This is a genomic window from Bacillus sp. z26, assembly GCF_058313635.1.
The window spans coordinates 1-18,471 of sequence record NZ_JBZFQM010000005.1; the positions used below are offsets into that span (position 1 = coordinate 1).

Annotated in this window: 16 protein-coding genes, 2 rRNA genes and 1 riboswitch; all 18 genes read left to right on the forward strand. The window is 41.2% G+C overall.

What is annotated here, in order from left to right:
- Positions 1 to 118, forward strand: a 23S ribosomal RNA gene (locus AC4G3K_RS14535); the annotation flags it as partial.
- A 73-nt stretch (positions 119 to 191) separates the two neighbouring features.
- Positions 192 to 308, forward strand: a 5S ribosomal RNA gene (gene rrf / locus AC4G3K_RS14540).
- 561 nt (positions 309 to 869) lie between these two features.
- Positions 870 to 1,070, forward strand: coding sequence for an NETI motif-containing protein (locus AC4G3K_RS14545; protein ID WP_491077748.1), 201 nt, complete (start codon positions 870 to 872; stop codon positions 1,068 to 1,070).
- A gap of 91 nt (positions 1,071 to 1,161) precedes the next feature.
- Positions 1,162 to 1,265, forward strand: a riboswitch (purine riboswitch).
- Between the two features lie 123 nt (positions 1,266 to 1,388).
- Positions 1,389 to 1,880 (forward strand): 5-(carboxyamino)imidazole ribonucleotide mutase, encoded by a 492-nt coding sequence (gene purE / locus AC4G3K_RS14550; RefSeq protein ID WP_491077749.1) that lies wholly within the window; start codon positions 1,389 to 1,391, stop codon positions 1,878 to 1,880.
- Entirely contained in the window at positions 1,867 to 3,045 is a 1,179-nt protein-coding gene (gene purK, locus AC4G3K_RS14555; RefSeq protein ID WP_491133768.1) for a 5-(carboxyamino)imidazole ribonucleotide synthase, read from the forward strand. Before purE ends, purK begins: the two co-directional genes overlap by 14 nt.
- Positions 3,042 to 4,334, forward strand: coding sequence for an adenylosuccinate lyase (purB, locus tag AC4G3K_RS14560; protein WP_491077751.1), 1,293 nt, complete (start codon positions 3,042 to 3,044; stop codon positions 4,332 to 4,334). Before purK ends, purB begins: the two co-directional genes overlap by 4 nt.
- Positions 4,335 to 4,439: 105 nt before the next feature.
- A complete protein-coding gene (purC, locus tag AC4G3K_RS14565) occupies positions 4,440 to 5,159 on the forward strand; it encodes a phosphoribosylaminoimidazolesuccinocarboxamide synthase (RefSeq protein ID WP_491133769.1) in 720 nt (239 codons plus the stop codon).
- Positions 5,152 to 5,406 (forward strand): phosphoribosylformylglycinamidine synthase subunit PurS, encoded by a 255-nt coding sequence (gene purS / locus AC4G3K_RS14570; RefSeq protein WP_491077753.1) that lies wholly within the window; start codon positions 5,152 to 5,154, stop codon positions 5,404 to 5,406. The genes purC and purS overlap by 8 nt, the downstream gene beginning before the upstream one ends.
- Positions 5,403 to 6,086 (forward strand): phosphoribosylformylglycinamidine synthase subunit PurQ, encoded by a 684-nt coding sequence (purQ, locus tag AC4G3K_RS14575; protein WP_491133770.1) that lies wholly within the window; start codon positions 5,403 to 5,405, stop codon positions 6,084 to 6,086. Before purS ends, purQ begins: the two co-directional genes overlap by 4 nt.
- The gene (gene purL / locus AC4G3K_RS14580) at positions 6,070 to 8,304 is read left to right on the forward strand and encodes a phosphoribosylformylglycinamidine synthase subunit PurL (RefSeq protein ID WP_491133771.1); all 2,235 of its coding nucleotides are present in this window, start codon (positions 6,070 to 6,072) and stop codon (positions 8,302 to 8,304) included. The genes purQ and purL overlap by 17 nt, the downstream gene beginning before the upstream one ends.
- On the forward strand, positions 8,280 to 9,701 hold the full coding sequence (gene purF, locus AC4G3K_RS14585) for an amidophosphoribosyltransferase (RefSeq protein ID WP_491133772.1): 1,422 nt from the start codon (positions 8,280 to 8,282) through the stop codon (positions 9,699 to 9,701). Before purL ends, purF begins: the two co-directional genes overlap by 25 nt.
- Before the next feature lie 42 nt (positions 9,702 to 9,743).
- A complete protein-coding gene (gene purM / locus AC4G3K_RS14590; RefSeq protein ID WP_491133883.1) occupies positions 9,744 to 10,769 on the forward strand; it encodes a phosphoribosylformylglycinamidine cyclo-ligase in 1,026 nt (341 codons plus the stop codon).
- Positions 10,770 to 10,852: 83 nt separating this feature from the next.
- Complete coding sequence (gene purN / locus AC4G3K_RS14595) at positions 10,853 to 11,434, forward strand: phosphoribosylglycinamide formyltransferase (protein ID WP_491077965.1); 582 nt, start codon at positions 10,853 to 10,855, stop codon at positions 11,432 to 11,434.
- Positions 11,431 to 12,963, forward strand: coding sequence for a bifunctional phosphoribosylaminoimidazolecarboxamide formyltransferase/IMP cyclohydrolase (gene purH, locus AC4G3K_RS14600; RefSeq protein ID WP_491133773.1), 1,533 nt, complete (start codon positions 11,431 to 11,433; stop codon positions 12,961 to 12,963). Before purN ends, purH begins: the two co-directional genes overlap by 4 nt.
- A 17-nt stretch (positions 12,964 to 12,980) precedes the next feature.
- Positions 12,981 to 14,270, forward strand: a complete 1,290-nt coding sequence (gene purD / locus AC4G3K_RS14605) for a phosphoribosylamine--glycine ligase (protein WP_491133884.1) — start codon at positions 12,981 to 12,983, stop codon at positions 14,268 to 14,270.
- Between the two features lie 823 nt (positions 14,271 to 15,093).
- A complete protein-coding gene (locus AC4G3K_RS14610) occupies positions 15,094 to 16,839 on the forward strand; it encodes an adenine deaminase C-terminal domain-containing protein (protein WP_491133774.1) in 1,746 nt (581 codons plus the stop codon).
- Between the two features lie 54 nt (positions 16,840 to 16,893).
- Positions 16,894 to 17,919: a DUF3048 domain-containing protein gene (locus tag AC4G3K_RS14615; RefSeq protein ID WP_491133775.1), complete on the forward strand. Its 1,026-nt coding sequence runs from the start codon at positions 16,894 to 16,896 to the stop codon at positions 17,917 to 17,919.
- A gap of 15 nt (positions 17,920 to 17,934) precedes the next feature.
- A complete protein-coding gene (locus tag AC4G3K_RS14620) occupies positions 17,935 to 18,234 on the forward strand; it encodes a YerC/YecD family TrpR-related protein (protein WP_491077760.1) in 300 nt (99 codons plus the stop codon).
- Positions 18,235 to 18,471: the final 237 nt, after the last annotated feature.

Genomic DNA, 18,471 nt, shown 5'->3' on the forward strand with positions numbered 1-18,471 from the left:
GATTTCCCATAGCGCAAGCTAGTAAGAACCCTGAAAGATGATCAGGTTGATAGGTCCGAGGTGGAAGTGTGGTGACACATGGAGCTGACGGATACTAATCGTTCGAGGACTTAACCAAATGATTCAAAACGCAACTTGCCCAAATTACATTATCCAGTTTTGAAAGAATGATTTTCTTTCTAATCAAATAGTCCGGTAACGATGGCGAAGAGGCCACACCCGTTCCCATTCCGAACACGGAAGTTAAGCTCTTCAGCGCCGATGGTAGTTGGGACGCGAGTCCCTGTGAGAGTAGGACGTTGCCGGGCAATTTTAAAACCAGTTCAGTTCTTGAACTGGTTTTTTTGTGCGATTTTTTAGGTTCGAGGAGATGAACTATATTATTTATATCTATATCTTGGGAAAGCCGCGCTCTCCTGCATCTCTTATACACCTATGCAACTCAAATGATCGGGTAAAGGTGCGTGAAAGCTATTAGAGGTCTGCAGGAAAACATCTATCCTACATCCATGCAACACCTCTTATACACGTTTCCCCGGGTAAAGGTGCATGAAAGCTGTTAGAAGTGTGTAGGAAACTAGCTATCACACACCTATGAAATATCTTTGACCGGGTTAAAGCTGTGTTACCCAAAGTAAAGTGGAGTGAAGGCTCAGGTATAGGAAAATCAAAAACCAGTGTCATGAAGCTAGTTACAAACGGTATTGGAATGAGCATAGTGTTTGTCTATCTGACTTGATAAAGTCCTTTAGTAGATACAGTCAGGCCTATGAACAGGCATTTATAGATAGCCATCAAAAAATCTTTCGAAAAGAGTACTAAATGGGATACACTACTAGTAGTGTTAATAAAGAAAGGACGACGATTAATTGGCTAAGCCAAAGAAACTAAGATTTGAATTACAAGAGAATGAGAGCATTGATGCATGCCTGGAGCGTATGAAAAGGGAAGGTTATTTCCCTGTAAAACGTACAGAGAAACCAATTTTTAAGGAAGTAAAAAATGGCAATCAGCCGGAATATGTTCCAATTTCACGCCAAATCATTTTTGAAGGAAAATTAATGGAGTAAAAACGAACAATATAACATTAAATGGCAGAAATGTTCGATTTTTAGTTGACATACAAATGGTCCCATTGTTAAGATAAATACGTAAAAGAAACATTTAAATTAATACTTCTCTCATATAATAGCGGGGATATGGCCTGCAAGTTTCTACCCAAAGACCGAATAAATTTTTGGACTATGAGAGAAAGCGGACCTCACCTTATATGTGAGGGCATAGTACTTGTCCTAAGTGCTTGGTTTGGCATAGCATATAAGCTGTGTGGACTGCTTTCTCTTTTTGAAAGTTTGTTCATGCAGCTTTTTTATTTGGAGGCGAAAATGATGGGTGAGCCGAAGGTTGGAGTAATCATGGGAAGCATATCAGACTGGGAAACGATGAAGCATGCATGTGCTATTTTGGATGAATTTGAGATTGCCTATGAGAAAAATGTAGTATCTGCCCATAGAACACCTGATTTAATGTTTGAATACTCGCAGAGTGCACGAGGCCGTGGGATCAAAGTGATTATAGCAGGCGCAGGAGGAGCAGCCCATTTACCAGGAATGGTAGCAGCCAAAACAACTTTACCAGTAATCGGTGTCCCCGTGCAATCCCGTGCGTTAAATGGCTTGGATTCTCTGCTATCGATTGTGCAGATGCCAGGAGGAGTACCTGTTGCAACAATGGCAATTGGTAAAGCGGGTGCAACAAATGCCGGACTATTGGCTGTTCAATTATTAGGAGCATACGAGCAGGATATAGCAGAAGCACTGGAACAATATAGATTAAAAATTCAAAGACAATCGATTGAAAGTTGTGATGAACTTGAATAACGAGGTACCAGTGATTTTACCGGGACAGACGATTGGAATTATAGGCGGAGGTCAGCTGGGACGCATGATGGCGCTGGCAGCTAGGCAATCTGGTTTTAAAATAGCTGTTCTTGATCCAACACCGAAGAGTCCATGCGGACAGGTTGCAGATATTGAAATAACCGCAGCATTTGATGATATAGAAGCTTTACAAAGATTGGCTAAGATAAGTGATCTTGTGACTTTTGAGTTTGAAAATGTTAATGCAGATGCAATCGATCAATTAATGAGTGATTCATATATCCCGCAAGGCACGGATATATTAAGAATTACACAGGATCGGGTCTTGGAAAAACAAGCAATCGAGAAATCTGGTGTCCGAATTGCTCCCTATACTGTGATTACCAATCACGAAGACCTTCGACAGGCTATTGTTAAACTGGGTTATCCTTCCGTGCTGAAAATGGCACGTGGCGGTTATGATGGAAAAGGCCAGCTTGTTATAAGGGAGGAAGCAGATTTAGCCCAAGCAACTGGATTGTTGGATGATGGTATTTGTGTTCTGGAGGAGTTCATCCCGTTTCACAAAGAAATTTCGGTTATTGTAACTCGAAAACTGGATGGTTCAGTAAGGGTCTTCCCCGTTGCTGAGAACATACATGTGAATAATATTTTACATCAATCAATCGTCCCAGCGAGAATTAGTCCAAACGCTCAGAGCTATGCTATTGGAATTGCAGTGCAATTGGCAGAATCATTAAAGCTGGTAGGTACATTGGCCATTGAAATGTTTCTGATGGACGAGGATGACATTTTGGTGAATGAACTAGCACCAAGACCTCATAATTCTGGTCATTATTCCATTGAAGCATGTGAGACCTCTCAATTTGAGCAACATATAAGAGCAGTATGCAATTGGCCACTAGGTCATACTGAATTACATTCGAGTGCGGTAATGGTCAACATTCTGGGCCAGCACATGGAACCTGTTATACAGGCTTTAGGAGAAGAACCAGATTGGAATATACATATTTACGGAAAAAGTGAAGCGAAGCCAAACCGAAAAATGGGGCATATTACAATCTTAGGAGAGCATCCAATAGAAATATTGGAGGAGCTTAATCGTACAAAAATATGGATTGAACAATCAGAAGAACAAATAGAAAAGGTGGATTTTAATTTATGATTGAACGTTATACAAGACCTGAAATGGGAAGGATATGGACTGAAGAGAATCGCTTTAAAGCGTGGCTTGAAGTGGAGATTTTGGCATGTGAAGCATGGGCTGAGCTTGGGGCGATTCCTAAAGAAGACGTGAAAGTACTGAGAGAACGTGCATCGTTTGATGTAAAGCGTATTAAGGAAATTGAAGCAGAAACCCGCCATGACGTAGTTGCTTTTACACGTGCTGTTTCAGAAACACTAGGGGAGGAACGTAAGTGGGTCCATTATGGACTTACTTCTACCGATGTAGTGGATACGGCTTTATCGTATTTGCTTAAACAAGCCAATGATATTTTAATCGCAGATGTGGAGCGGTTTATTACAATTTTGGCTGAAAAAGCAAAAGAGCATAAATATACGGTCATGATGGGGCGTACACATGGCGTTCATGCGGAGCCAACGACATTTGGCTTAAAAATGGCACTTTGGTACGAAGAAATGAAGCGTAATCTAAAGAGATTAAAAGAAGCGGCAGATACAGTAGAGTATGGCAAAATTTCCGGCGCTGTTGGTACTTATGCCAACATCGATCCATTTGTAGAGAAGTTTGTTTGTGAAAAGCTTGGAATTAAGCCATCACTAATTTCTACTCAAACCTTACAGCGTGACCGACATGCACATTACATGTCCACGCTCGCATTGATTGCCACATCTATTGAAAAATTTGCGACTGAAATTCGTGGATTACAAAAAAGTGAAACTCGTGAAGTGGAGGAATTCTTTGCGAAAGGGCAAAAAGGTTCTTCCGCTATGCCGCATAAACGGAATCCAATCGGTTCCGAGAATATGACGGGTTTGGCACGTGTGATTCGCGGTCATATGGTGACGGCCTATGAAAATGTTTCACTTTGGCATGAACGTGATATTTCGCATTCATCGGCTGAGCGAATTATCCTGCCGGATGCCACAATTTTACTGAACTATATGTTGAATCGTTTCAGCAATATCGTGAAAAACTTAACGGTATTTCCGGAGAATATGAAACGCAACATGGATCGTACGTATGGATTAATTTATTCTCAGCGTGTATTGCTTACTTTAATTGATAAAGGGCTATCTCGTGAAAAAGCCTATGATACTGTCCAGCCAAAGGCAATGGAAGCATGGGAAACACAGGTTCAGTTCCGTGAGTTGCTTGAAGCGGATGAAACGATTACATCCTACCTGTCTAAAGAAGAACTGGATGATTGTTTCGATTATCACTATCATCTGAAAAATGTAGATTTCATCTTCGAACGTATGGGACTGTAAGTTTTGTGAGGGGGCATTTCCTTAAAAGGATGAGGGGATGCCCATCTCCAAACTTTTATATAATGTTGAGTGACTTAGGACTATGACTTTATAGGAGGCAATACATTGGCGAAAAGTGAACTCCTTTATGAAGGGAAAGCTAAGCAAATCTATGCAACTGATGATCCAGGAATCGTTCTTATCCAATACAAGGACTCCGCTACCGCATTTAATGGTGAAAAGAATGCGATGATTGAGGGAAAAGGACGCCTAAATAATGAAATAACGAGCCTTTTATTTGAATGGCTTCACCGTGAGGGCATTAAATCTCATTTTATGAAGAAAATATCGGAAACAGAACAACTTGTTAAACGAGTTAGCATGATTCCTTTAGAGGTAGTGGTCCGGAATGTCGCTGCCGGCAGTTTTTCAAAAAGAGTAGGTATGGAGGAGGGAATCCCTCTTAAAAGACCAGTTGTAGAATTTTATTATAAAGATGATTTACTTCGTGATCCGCTGATTACAGAAGATCATATTGATATCCTAGGCCTTTCTACAATCAAAGAAGTCGGAATATTGAAAAAATACGCCATGCAAATTAATGGGAAATTAAAAAGTTTATTTGTTTCTATGGAAATAAGGTTAATCGATTTTAAGCTAGAGTTTGGCCGTGATGAAGCAGGTGAAATCTTGCTTGCGGATGAAATCTCACCGGATACATGCCGTCTATGGGATATGCATACAAATGAAAAATTGGATAAGGATGTTTTCCGCCGGGATCTTGGTAGTTTAACAGATGCCTATAAAAAAATTCTTGCTAAGCTGGAGGACGTCCAACATGTATAAAGTAAAGGTTTATGTCACTCTTCGCGAAAGTGTATTGGATCCGCAGGGAACCGCAGTCCAAAAATCATTGAATGCCCTGAATTTTTTGGAGGTACTGGATGTTCGGATTGGTAAGTATATGGAAATGGAACTCTCTGAATCTACTGCAGATGTTGATGAATCCGTCCGCAAGATGTGTGAAAAATTGTTAGTCAATATGGTTGTTGAAGACTATCGATATGAAGTCGAGGAGGTTATCAAGCAGTGAAATTTGCAGTAATCGTCTTTCCGGGTTCGAATTGTGATATAGATATGTACCATGCCATTCGTGATGAACTGGGTGAAGAAGCAGAATATGTTTGGCATACGGAAACAAGTCTTGAAGGATTTGATGCAATCTTACTGCCTGGGGGTTTTTCCTATGGTGATTATTTAAGGTGTGGAGCGATTGCCCGATTTTCGCCGATTATGGAGGCCGTAAAAAGAGTGGCAATGGAAGGCATTCCGGTTCTCGGGGTATGTAATGGCTTTCAGGTATTACTGGAGGCGGGATTATTACCGGGAGCTATGCGGCGCAATTCTGATTTGAAATTTATTTGCAGACCGCAGACGTTGCGTGTCGTAAACAACAATACTCCTTTTACGAGCTGTTATGCGGAAAATGAAAAAATCACGATCCCTATTGCACATGGCGAGGGTAATTATTATTGTGATGAGGAGACATTGGAACAGTTAATTACCCAACATCGTATTCTTTTTTCATATGATGGGAATCCAAATGGAAGTCATAATGATATTGCGGGAATTATGAGTGAAGAAGGCAATGTCCTGGGGATGATGCCGCATCCGGAAAGAGCTGTTTCTTCCTTGCTTGGAAGTGTTGACGGGATTAGATTATTCAAATCGATCGTTCAATATTGGAGGGAAACCCATGCCGTTAATGCTTGAGCCAAGTCCAATCATGATTAAAGAAAATCGGGTATATACCACATTGGGTTTAACGGATGTTGAGTTTGCGACAATAGAGAAAATCCTCGGGCGCCTGCCAAACTATACAGAAACCGGCTTATTTTCTGTCATGTGGTCTGAGCATTGCAGCTATAAAAACTCCAAGCCTGTATTAAAGAAATTCCCCACAACGGGTGAACGAGTGTTACAGGGTCCGGGAGAAGGTGCAGGTATTGTTGATATCGGTGAGGGCTTAGCGGTTGTATTTAAAATAGAGAGTCATAACCATCCATCTGCGATTGAACCTTATCAAGGTGCTGCAACCGGTGTGGGCGGAATTATCCGAGATGTCTTTTCCATGGGAGCCAGGCCGATTGCCATCCTGAATTCTTTGCGCTTTGGAGAATTAAAGACACCGCGGATGAAGTACTTGTTTGAAGAAATTGTAGCTGGAATTGCGGGATATGGAAATTGTATCGGAATACCGACTGTGGGTGGCGAAATTCAATTCGATTCATCCTATGACGGCAATCCAATTGTAAATGTGATGTGTGTCGGAATAATTAATCATAAGGACATTAAAAAAGGTCAGGCACATGGTATAGGAAATACGGTCATGTATGTTGGCGCAAAAACTGGGCGTGATGGTATCCACGGGGCAACCTTTGCATCAGAAGAATTAACAGATGATTCTGATTCTAAACGACCGGCTGTACAAGTTGGAGATCCATTCATGGAAAAGCTTTTACTTGAAGCATGTTTGGAGCTTGTAAAATCGGATGCACTTGTGGGCATACAGGATATGGGGGCAGCCGGTTTAACCAGTTCTTCCGCTGAGATGGCCTCCAAAGCTGGATCTGGGATTGAAATGAATTTAGATAAGATTCCTCAGCGAGAAGTGGGAATGACACCTTATGAAATGATGTTGTCTGAAACACAGGAACGTATGCTGATTGTAGTGAAAAAAGGTCGGGAGCCGGAAATTGAAGAGCTGTTTGAAAAATATGGACTTGAAGCGGTAGCTGTTGGTGCTGTAACGAAGGATAAAATGCTACGGTTAACACATTGTGGCAAAGTCGTGGCAAATGTACCAGCTGATGCGCTAGCTGAGGACGCTCCGGTTTATTATAAGTCGTCTAAAGAACCTGAGTATTTTAAAGAGTTTCTAGCAATGGAAAATGAAACGCCGGCTGTGTGCAACTATACAGAAACTCTATTATCCTTATTGGCACAGCCAACCATCGCAAGTAAGGAATGGGTTTACGACCAATATGATTATATGGTACGGACCAATACAATCGTCGCTCCCGGTTCTGATGCTGCCCTTATACGTATTCGCGGTACAGAAAAAGCGTTGGCTATGACAACAGATTGCAATTCTCGATATTTGTATTTGAATCCTGAAATAGGTGGCCAAATTGCGGTTGCTGAAGCGGCACGTAATATTATTTGTTCCGGCGGTGAACCGCTGGCGATTACTGATTGCTTAAACTTTGGGAATCCGGAAAAGCCTGAGATTTTCTGGCAGCTTGAAAAGGCCGCAGATGGCATAAGTGAAGCATGCCGGTTACTGGGTACACCGGTTATTGGCGGGAATGTTTCCTTATACAACGAAACAAATGGAGAAGCCATTTATCCAACGCCGGTTGTGGGAATGATAGGACTAGTTCACAACATCAATCATATGACCACTCAATCTTTCAAAGACAAGGAAGATCTGATTTACTTAATCGGAGAAACGTATCCTGAATTTGGAGGAAGTGAGTTACAAAAATTAAAGAATGATGGACGAATTTTTGGTCAGGCACCTCACCTGAATCTAAAGGTTGAGAAAGAACGACAGAATAAACTTTTGAAGGCCATACAGACAGGTTTGGTCAAGTCAGCGCATGATCTAGCAGAAGGGGGGCTTGCAGTAGCGCTTGCTGAAGGATTGTTTGGCACAGAAAAGCTTGGCCTGGAAGTCAAAATAGAGGGAGACATGGTGACGGAATTATTTTCGGAATCACAATCCCGCTTCCTTGTAACAGTTTCTTCGGAACAAGGGCAAAAATTTGAAGAAATCATCTCTGAAGCAGTACAAATAGGGAAGGTAACCAGTACAGGAAAGTATCTGATTCGTAATGGGCAAGATGAAGTAGTTATTGATATTGAATCGAAACAGCTAATGAATGTCTGGAAGGGAGCTATACCGTGCTTGCTGAAATCCGTGGACTAAATGAAGAATGTGGGTTGTTTGGAATCTGGGGGCATGAGGAAGCATCTCAATTAACTTACTATGGTTTACACAGTCTGCAGCATCGTGGACAAGAAGGAGCCGGAATGGTCGTGACGGATGGCCATATATTGAAATCACATAAAGCTGAAGGTCTCGTAAATGATGTTTTCAACCAGAAGATTATCGAGGATATGAAGGGGCGGAGTGCAATCGGACATGTGCGCTATGCTACGGCAGGCGGAGGCGGAGTGGCCAATGTTCAGCCATTTTTATTTAACTCTCAGACTATGGGCAGCTTTGCTCTCGCACATAATGGAAATCTGGTTAATGCAACCCAGTTGAAAGATCAGCTAGAAATAGATGGAAGTATTTTTCACACTACTTCGGATACAGAGGTTCTCGCTCATTTAATCAGGCGCTCCTCCGGTTCACCATGTTTTAAGGAGCGGGTTAAGAAAGCTTTATCGTTCGTTCAGGGAGCCTATGCATTCCTGGTCATGACAGAAACAGAATTGATGATAGCTGTGGACCCCCATGGTTTACGCCCTGTTTCGATTGGGCGGATTGGAGTGGGATATGTAGCTGCATCGGAAACATGTGCCTTTGATTTAATAGGAGCGGACTATATTCGCGATGTAAGGCCCGGAGAGCTGGTCATCATCAATGATGAAGGAATCCGATCAGAATATTTTGCTTTATCAACTGGCAGAGCCATGTGCAGTATGGAGTATATTTATTTTTCAAGACCGGATAGTAATATAGATGGGATTAATGTTCATACGGCCAGGAAGAATCTCGGAAAACAGCTGGCTATGGAAACGCAAATCGATGCGGATGTGGTCACAGGTGTTCCGGATTCAAGCATATCGGCAGCGATTGGTTTTGCTGAAGTGAGCGGGATTCCATATGAGATTGGACTAATTAAAAATAGATATGTAGGACGTACTTTTATACAGCCATCACAATCGCTGCGTGAACAAGGGGTGAAAATGAAGCTGGCTCCGGTACGTGGGGTTGTCGAAGGAAAAAGAGTCATTATGGTGGATGATTCAATTGTAAGAGGTACGACTAGCAGAAGGATTGTGGCGATGCTTAAGGAAGCTGGTGCAAAAGAGGTCCATGTTTGCATTAGTTCTCCTCCAATCAAGAATCCTTGTTACTATGGAATTGATACATCTGCTAAAGAAGAGCTGATTGCCGGATCAAACACAGTGGAAGAAATCAGAGAAATGATTGGTGCTGATTCCTTAACCTTTTTGAGCGTAGATGGGACGGTTGAGGCAATTGGACGGCCTTTTGAGGGCGAGTATCGGGGCCAATGTATGGCATGTTTTACGGGGGAATATCCAACTGATATTTATGAAACTGACCATCAGGCATATGAAAAAATAAAATAACGGCAGCGGATTCATTTGCAGGAGTAGGAAAGGATGATTACTTTGTCGAATGCCTATAAACGTGCAGGTGTGGATATTGAAGCGGGATATGAATCTGTTGCGCGCATGAGAAAGCATGTTAGCCGTACACAGAGGCCTGAGGTTATTGGCCCTTTAGGCAGTTTCGGAGGGATGTTTGATTTATCGGCATTGTCCATTCAGGAGCCTGTCCTTGTCTCTGGAACAGATGGAGTAGGAACTAAATTATTGCTCGCTATACTGATGGATAAGCATGATACCATTGGCATTGACTGCGTTGCCATGTGTGTAAATGATATTATTGCCCAAGGAGCGGAGCCGTTATATTTCCTAGATTACATTGCTTGTGGAAAAGCGGATCCGATAAAAGTAGAAGCAATTGTAAAAGGAATAGCAGATGGGTGCGAGCAGGCAGGCTGTGCCCTGATTGGCGGTGAAACAGCTGAAATGCCGGGAATGTACGCGATTGATGAATATGATCTGGCTGGTTTTACGGTTGGTGTGGTAGAAAAAAGTAAGCTGATTGATGGAAGCTTTGTACGCGAGGGTGATGTCTTAATCGGTCTGCCTTCAAGCGGGATTCATAGTAATGGGTTCTCATTAGTAAGAAAGATTTTGCTTGATGAATCATCAATGAAGCTGGATCAATTTATTGAGGAATTGGATTGTACGTTGGGAGAGGAATTACTGCGCCCGACTAAAATCTACGTTAAACCTGTGATTGAGTTATTGAAGAGAGACTCAGTCCATGGGATCGCTCACATTACAGGTGGGGGATTTATCGAAAATATCCCGCGTATGCTACCAGATGGATTTGGAGTCGAAATTAAAACAGGCTCGTGGAAGATAAACCCGATCTTCTCCCTTTTAAAAAGCAAAGGTTCTCTGCGAGAAGAAGAAATGTTTTCGATTTTTAATATGGGGATTGGGATGGTTCTGGCTGTTGAAACTGAAAAAGCAGATGAACTGATTACACGGCTGATTAAATGGGGAGAAGAGGCTAAAAGAATTGGCCAGGTAATTCGTGGAGAAGGCGTTCATTTTATTTGATTAGTGAGTTATTCAGAGGCAGCTTAGTAGAAAAATAAAATTAGAATGATAGGATTTTATTATATATGTCTAAGGGAGAGGCCATGAAAAGAATAGCGATTTTTGCATCAGGCAATGGCAGTAACTTTCAAGCACTCGTGGAAGCAGTGGAGAGCGGGGCATTGCATGCTTCAATAGAATGGCTGATTTGTGATCATCCAGGCGCTTATTGTATAGATAGAGCTGAACAATTAAATATCCCGGTATTCTCCTTTCAACCAAAGGACTATCCTTCGAAAAAGGATTTCGAACAGGAGATTCTACAACAGCTGCAGGCAAAAGAAGTAGACTTGATTGTTCTGGCAGGCTATATGCGTTTGATTGGCCCTGTGTTGTTAATGGTCTATCCGAATCAAATTATTAATATCCACCCTTCTTTATTGCCAACATTCCCAGGGAAAAATGCAGTTATGCAGGCAATAGAAGCAGGGGTTAAAGTAACGGGTGTCACCATTCATTATGTGGATTCAGGCATGGATACGGGGCCGATTATTGCACAGAGAGCAATCTCAATTCATGAAGGGGAAAGCATAGAGGATCTACATAGAAGAATTCAGCAGGTTGAGCATGAATTATATCCTAAGATTATTGAGCAGATATGTAACGAACAGGGGGAAACAGTATGAAGAAGCGTGCTTTAGTCAGTGTGTCCAATAAAGAAGGGATTGTTGAGTTCGCCAAAGGGCTTGTGGAACTCGGGTTTGAGATTGTTTCCACAGGAGGAACGAAAAAAACGTTAGCTGATCACAACATTCCGGTCATAAGTGTAAGTGATGTTACAGGATTTCCGGAAATTATGGATGGACGTGTGAAAACATTGCATCCATTTATTCATGGTGGTTTGTTAGGTAAACAAAATGATAAAGCTCATATGGCTCAGCTTGAGGATCATGGAATCGTCCCTATTCAGCTTGTCTGTGTTAACCTGTATCCGTTCCAGGAAACGGTTTCCAAACCAGATGTGAGAGTTGATGATGCCATCGAAAACATTGATATCGGCGGTCCTGCAATGTTACGGGCATCTGCCAAAAATCATGAGTCGGTAGCAGTTGTAGTTGATCCGGCAGACTATCGAAAAGTACTTGAAGCACTCCATAATGGAGAACTATCTTTATTAGATAGAAGAAAGTTGGCAGCAAAGGTTTTTCGTCATACTGCTGCCTATGATGCACTGATTGCGGAGTATATGACGAATTTGGCAGAAGAGGATCAGCCTGAAAACCTTACCGTTACATACACACTGAAGCAGCCGCTCCGTTACGGAGAAAATCCACATCAAAAAGCTGCTTTTTATGCAAGATTGCTTGGAACTACATGTTCAATCGCAGCAGCCCGGCAGCTGCATGGCAAGGAGTTATCCTATAACAATATCAATGACGCAGATGCTGCTCTGCAAATGGTGAAGGAATTTGAACAGCCGGCTGCTGTAGCCGTTAAGCATATGAATCCATGCGGGGCAGGGACAGGGAGCACCATTTATGAAGCTTTCCAAAAAGCATATGATGCAGATCCTACTTCTATTTTTGGTGGCATTGTAGCATTGAATCGTGAAGTCGATGCTAAAACAGCAAAAATGCTCCACGAAATCTTTCTTGAAATTGTGATTGCTCCGGCATTTTCAGACGAGGCACTTGAAATCTTAACATCTAAGAAAAATATTCGCCTGCTTACCATTCAATTTGAAGGAAAAGAAAATAGGGAGAAGAAGCTATCTTCCATTGCAGGTGGTTTACTGATGCAGGACTCAGATTATGCAAATCTTCAAGATGCAGAGCTTCAGGTTGTCACAAAAAGAGAGCCAACAGAAGCTGAGTGGAGAGCTCTTCAATTTGGTTGGAAAATTGTGAAGCATGTTAAATCAAATGCAATTGTTGTAACCGATGAGCAGATGACTCTTGGGGTTGGAGCGGGCCAAATGAATCGAATCGGCGCCGCAAAAATCGCATTAAAGCAGGCTGGTGAAAAAGCGTCGGGAGCCATTATGGCATCTGATGCATTCTTCCCAATGGATGACACAGTCGAAGCGGCAGCTAAAGCAGGGATCACTGCCATCATTCAGCCAGGTGGGTCAAAAAGGGACGAGGACTCTGTGAAAAAAGCAGATGAGTACGGAATAGCGATGGTCACTACCGGAGTACGGCATTTCAAACATTAAGGGAGAGAAGTGAAATGATGAAAGTACTTGTTATCGGGCGCGGAGGCCGTGAACACGCTTTAGCCAGAAAATTTGCTGAGAGCAAGCGTGTAACAAACGTATACGTAGCACCAGGTAATCCGGGAATGAACGATGTGGCTGAAATCGTGAATATCCCAGAGACGGAACATGCTGGATTAATTCGATTTGCAAAAGAAAACGAAATAGGATTAACGTTCATTGGTCCGGAGGTTCCGTTAGTGAATGGTTTGGCAGATGACTTTATAACACAGGGTTTGACTGTATTTGGGCCGAATAAAGCTGCTTCTATTATTGAAGGCAGTAAGTCATTTGCGAAGGAATTGTTGAAAAAATACGAAATTCCTACAGCGGAATACGAAATATTTACGGATTTTGAGAAAGCTGTCCAATATGTGAAGCAAAAAGGTGTGCCGATTGTCATCAAAGCGGACGGGCTTGCAGCAGGCAAGGGAGTAGTCGTCGCGATGACAGAAGGAGAAGCACTTGAAGCTTTAAAAGAGATGCTGCTTAATCAAAGGTTTGGAGAGTCATCAGAGAAAATTGTGATTGAGGAATTTTTGAACGGGGAAGAGTTCACCTTTATGGCCTTTGTGAATGGAGAAAAGGTTTACCCAATGGAAATTGCTCAGGACTATAAACGAGCTTTTGACGGTGATAAAGGTCCCAATACAGGTGGAATGGGAGCTTATTCACCTGTTCCTCACATTGGTCAAGATATGGTTAGCCAGGCTCTTGAAGAGATCCTGATTCCAACAGCAAAGGCAATGGTGAAAGAGGGGCGCTCCTTTACCGGTATCCTCTATGCCGGACTAATCACTACAACCGAGGGTCCTAAAGTTATCGAATTTAATGCGAGATTTGGCGATCCCGAAACGCAGGTCATTCTGCCAAGATTAAAATCAGATTTATTGGAAGTTGTAGAAAATGTCTTAAAGGCGGTCGATATGGAGTTTGAATGGTCGGAGGAAAGCGCCGTCGGAGTCGTCATGGCAGCGAATGGATATCCAGGTGAGTATGAAAAGGGCAATGTCATAAAAGGCTTAAATTATATAGATGTGTATACACATCTATATCATGCCGGAACAAATAAAAATGAACGGGGCGAATTTGTGACAGATGGCGGAAGAGTCCTCTTGCTGGCTGCGCTGGATCGAACATTGGAACTAGCTCAAAAAAAGGCCTATCACGAACTGGAAGGAATTCAATGTAAGGGTCTCTACTATCGTTATGATATTGGTGAAAACGCTATTCAGCTTTTTAGTACGGCCCCTAAAGGAGAGGATTGAGACTTTTTAGGGGGTGCTTTATGAAGATTAATAATGGCAGGCTGGATCTTATCATTTTTTAGTGTGAAGAGCAGATACAGTTGGCGCGAAAAGGCATGATAGTACAGCGTGATGAAGTTCACTCCTTAACATCGCTTAAATAGATTTTCGATCAATCAAGATAAACTTGTTTTTGCTCAACATACATTCATTACCTAAAAATTTCACTCAATACCTCTCTAAAATCGCTCAATTAATCTCAGAAGCCCACAATAATAGACTAATTACGCTCATATGTTTATAAAATTTTCTATATATTTAACTGGATAACCAGTTATTTCGGCCATTAAATACTAGATACATAGTTTTATGTCATTGAAAAAATTAAATTTAGGTCCTTATGTTAATTAAGGTCAATCTATAACACAAACATACTTGCCTGAGTATGTTTTTTGCTGTTCAATGCATTTTATATACAGCAATGTTCTGTGAGCTTGCTGAATAGATGGATTGTGCAGGTTTTGATTAATGGATCAAGGGAATGAACTATGTGTTGAGGACTGAGGACTTGCATGTTAGATGTATAACCTTATATTTAACGGGTTTTGGATATCCTTGTGACACCTATTCGAGAAAAAGGCGTATTTATTTGAAACAATACATACACTAATTTATTGGTTCTCAGATAAAAAGGAAAAATGGAAATTATCATTCTTTAATGCTCTAAACTATAAAAATATGGTAGTATATTGAAAAGGCTTACATTTATGATTTGTAATGGTTGAGTCGATACTTCCATTATTTAAAATATAATAAATTACGTTTTGAGAAGGGGGTTATATTCGTGCTTGGACAAAGATACAGATGGAAAAATAAACAGCTACGAGAGCATGTTGATGTGATAGATGGAAAAGTGGCGCCGACGCTAGTATTAACAAATGCGGTGTATTTGAACCAGGTATTTAAGAAGTGGATGAAGGCGAATATCTGGATTTATGCAGATCGAATTGTATATGTAGGCGAAAAAATGCCTTTTATTCAGGAGGGGTATGAGATTGTAGATTGCACAGATCAATATCTGGTACCTGGCTATATTGAGCCGCATGCCCACCCATTTCAATTATATAATCCGGAAACCCTTGGTATGCACGCGGCCCAGTATGGAACAACGACCTTAATCAATGATAATATGCTTTTGTTTACCCTAATGGATAATAAACAAGCGTTTGCACTGCTCAAGGAATTGCGCCATCTTCCAATTTCTATGTATTGGTGGGCCAGGCTTGATTCCCAAACAGAACTGAGGAATGAAGAAATGGTATTTTCGCATTCCAATGTGAAGAGCTGGCTTGAGCATGATGGTGTCCTGCAAGCTGGAGAGCTGACAGGATGGCCGCGTCTTCTCGATGGGGATGATATGATGCTTCATTGGATTCAGGAAGCGAAAAGGATGAGGAGGAAAATTGAAGGCCATTTTCCGGGTGCTTCTGAAAAAACATTATCGAAATTAATGTTGCTTGGTGCTGATTGTGATCATGAAGCTATGACAGGCGAGGAAGTGATCAACAGACTGATGCAGGGATATGATGTATCGTTAAGGCATTCGTCCATTCGTCCGGATCTTCCACGTATTTTAGATGATTTAAAAGAATATGAGTTGAATTCTTATGACCGGTTATTTTTCAACACAGATGGCTCTACGCCTGGGTTTTATAAAGATGGATTTACAGATCAATTAATTGCAATTGCAATTGAAAAGGGTGTGCCTATTATAGATGCTTACAATATGGCTTCCATAAATATTGCCCGCTATTATGGTATCGATTATTTACACGGAAATATTGCAACAGGCCGGGTAGCAAACATTAATTTCCTGTCTGCAAAAGATAAACCAACTCCTCACTCTGTATTATCGAAAGGACAATGGGTGAAAAGGGAGGATAAACTGGTTGAAATGAAACGGTCATCGATTGCGTGGGAGGACTTTGACCTCAGCCCTCTGGAGCTTGATTGGAATCTAACAGAAAATGATTTTCAATACTCTATGCCATTTGGTATAAATATGGATAATAATGTAATTACTAAGCCGTATTCCATTCATATTGATATTTCAAGAGAGGTATTGGCTGAAGATCATGATGAGTGCTTTTTTACGTACCTAACCAGAGATGGCAAGTTTAGAATCAATACATTGCTGAAAGGTTTTGCGAAACGTTTATATGGATTTGCCTCATCATTCTCCAACTCAGGGGATATTCTGTTAATTGGGAAGAGCAAAAAAGATATGAGATTGGCCTTTAATCGGATGAAAGAGATTGGCGGCGGTATTGTAATTGCAGAGAAAGGGGAAATATTGTTTGAAATGCCTCTGCAGATACAAGGCATGATGTCCAATAAGGAACTTCCTGTTTTAATAGAAGAAGAGGCTGGATTACGGGAATTGTTGACTGAAAAGGGCTTTCCTTTCGAAGATCCGATTTATTCCCTATTATTCTTCTCATCTACTCATTTGCCTTATATGAGAGTCACACAAGCAGGTTTGTATGATGTTATGAATAAATCTGTACTCTTTCCGACTATAATGCGTTAAAATAGTAAAGAAGTGAGAAATATATCCTATATGTGATGGGGTGAGGTACATAGCATGACTAAGAAAGCTTGGTTCATAGTGATGTTAGTTTTTGTCCTTCTGGCAGGTTGTTCAGGTAATAAGGAAGAAACGAATGAAAAGTCTGAGAAGACGGAAGAGGTCTTGAAAAAGTCACTGAATGCGTATCCGTTAACAGGAGTTTCTAATGACGAGGAAAGCAATCACAGAGCCATTTCGGTTATGGTTAATAACCATCCCATAGCAAGACCGCAATCAGGTATTTCAAAAGCAGACATCATATATGAGGTTTTGGCCGAAAGTAATATAACGAGGTTTTTAGCTATTTTCCAAAGTGAATTTCCTGAGAATATCGGTCCGGTCAGAAGTGCAAGAGATTATTACATAGAGCTTGCCAAAGGGCATGAAAGCTTGTATATTTTTCATGGCTGGAGTCCCGACGCACAAAAGTTAATTCAATCTGACTATATAGACTACTTGAATGGGCTTGACCATGATGGGACGCTTTTCAAACGATCCTCTGATCGCAAAGCACCTCATAATTCCTATATCACATATGATACCATCTTGAATGGTGCAAAAAAAGCAGGATACACAATGCAAGAAAACACGCCTGCTTATACCTTTTTTTCAGAAGATGAAACAGGCTTAATTTCAGGCGAGGACTATACAGTCGCAAACGTATCTTATGGCTCTGCAGATTATGATGTAACCTATAAGTATGATACTGCCAGTGAAAAGTATACACGCTATACTGCAGGAGTACGTACGGAAGATGAAGAGACAAAAAAGCCTGTTCAACTGGATAATATCCTTATAGTTGAAGCAATTCACAAGGTCAAAGATGATAAAGGCCGGCGGGAAATTGATTTAACTACAGGTGGAGATGCTTACCTACTGCAAAAGGGTAAACGCTCAGAGGTTCAATGGGAGAATAAAGATGGTAGGATTGTGCCTGTATCCGGCGATACGGAAGTTAAATTGGTACAGGGAAAAACATGGATTAATATTGTTCCGGATCAACCGGGCTTAAATAAGAGTGTCACACTCTCAAATGATTAGGAGGAACCTGAACATATGCAAATTAACAAACTAAAAGGCAAGGATTTGGATCAACTATTCAATGCTATATTATCTTTAAAAGATCTCGATGAATGTTATCGTTTTTTTGACGATTTATGTACGATAAATGAAATACAATCTCTTGCCCAGCGTCTAGAGGTTGCTCGTATGCTCGAAGAAGGAAAAACGTATCATATGATTGAGACGGAAACGGGTGCAAGTACTGCTACTATTTCAAGGGTTAAACGGTGCCTGAATTACGGAAATGATGCCTATACAATGGCACTTGGCAGATTGAAAGAAAATAATGCGTAACTTAAATAAAAGCAAGCAGACCGTGTAGAAATAGCGCTACGGCTGCTTGCTTTTTTATATGTCTTTCTTTGTCTATTTTTATAGTAAATCTGCCTTACAGTACGTTTGTGTGATGATGGTGAGGAGAGGCATCTACAATTTTTTTGTCTATTTTTTGCTGAAAAACGTCAAGGTTAAAACTTACCATCAACAGTGTTTAACGGTTTTACCAAACGGTGAAATATTGGCAGACCATGT

What these genes read in the sequence shown, in the direction of transcription:
- purE (WP_491077749.1), top strand. Translation starts at nt 1,389, where the DNA reads ATGGGTGAGCCGAAGGTTGGAGTAATCATGGGAAGCATATCAGACTGG.
- purK (WP_491133768.1), top strand. Translation starts at nt 1,867, where the DNA reads ATGAACTTGAATAACGAGGTACCAGTGATTTTACCGGGACAGACGATT.
- purB (WP_491077751.1), top strand. Translation starts at nt 3,042, where the DNA reads ATGATTGAACGTTATACAAGACCTGAAATGGGAAGGATATGGACTGAA.
- purS (WP_491077753.1), top strand. Translation starts at nt 5,152, where the DNA reads ATGTATAAAGTAAAGGTTTATGTCACTCTTCGCGAAAGTGTATTGGAT.
- purL (WP_491133771.1), top strand. Translation starts at nt 6,070, where the DNA reads ATGCCGTTAATGCTTGAGCCAAGTCCAATCATGATTAAAGAAAATCGG.
- purN (WP_491077965.1), top strand. Translation starts at nt 10,853, where the DNA reads ATGAAAAGAATAGCGATTTTTGCATCAGGCAATGGCAGTAACTTTCAA.
- purH (WP_491133773.1), top strand. Translation starts at nt 11,431, where the DNA reads ATGAAGAAGCGTGCTTTAGTCAGTGTGTCCAATAAAGAAGGGATTGTT.
- purD (WP_491133884.1), top strand. Translation starts at nt 12,981, where the DNA reads ATGAAAGTACTTGTTATCGGGCGCGGAGGCCGTGAACACGCTTTAGCC.
- AC4G3K_RS14615 (WP_491133775.1), top strand. Translation starts at nt 16,894, where the DNA reads ATGACTAAGAAAGCTTGGTTCATAGTGATGTTAGTTTTTGTCCTTCTG.
- AC4G3K_RS14620 (WP_491077760.1), top strand. Translation starts at nt 17,935, where the DNA reads ATGCAAATTAACAAACTAAAAGGCAAGGATTTGGATCAACTATTCAAT.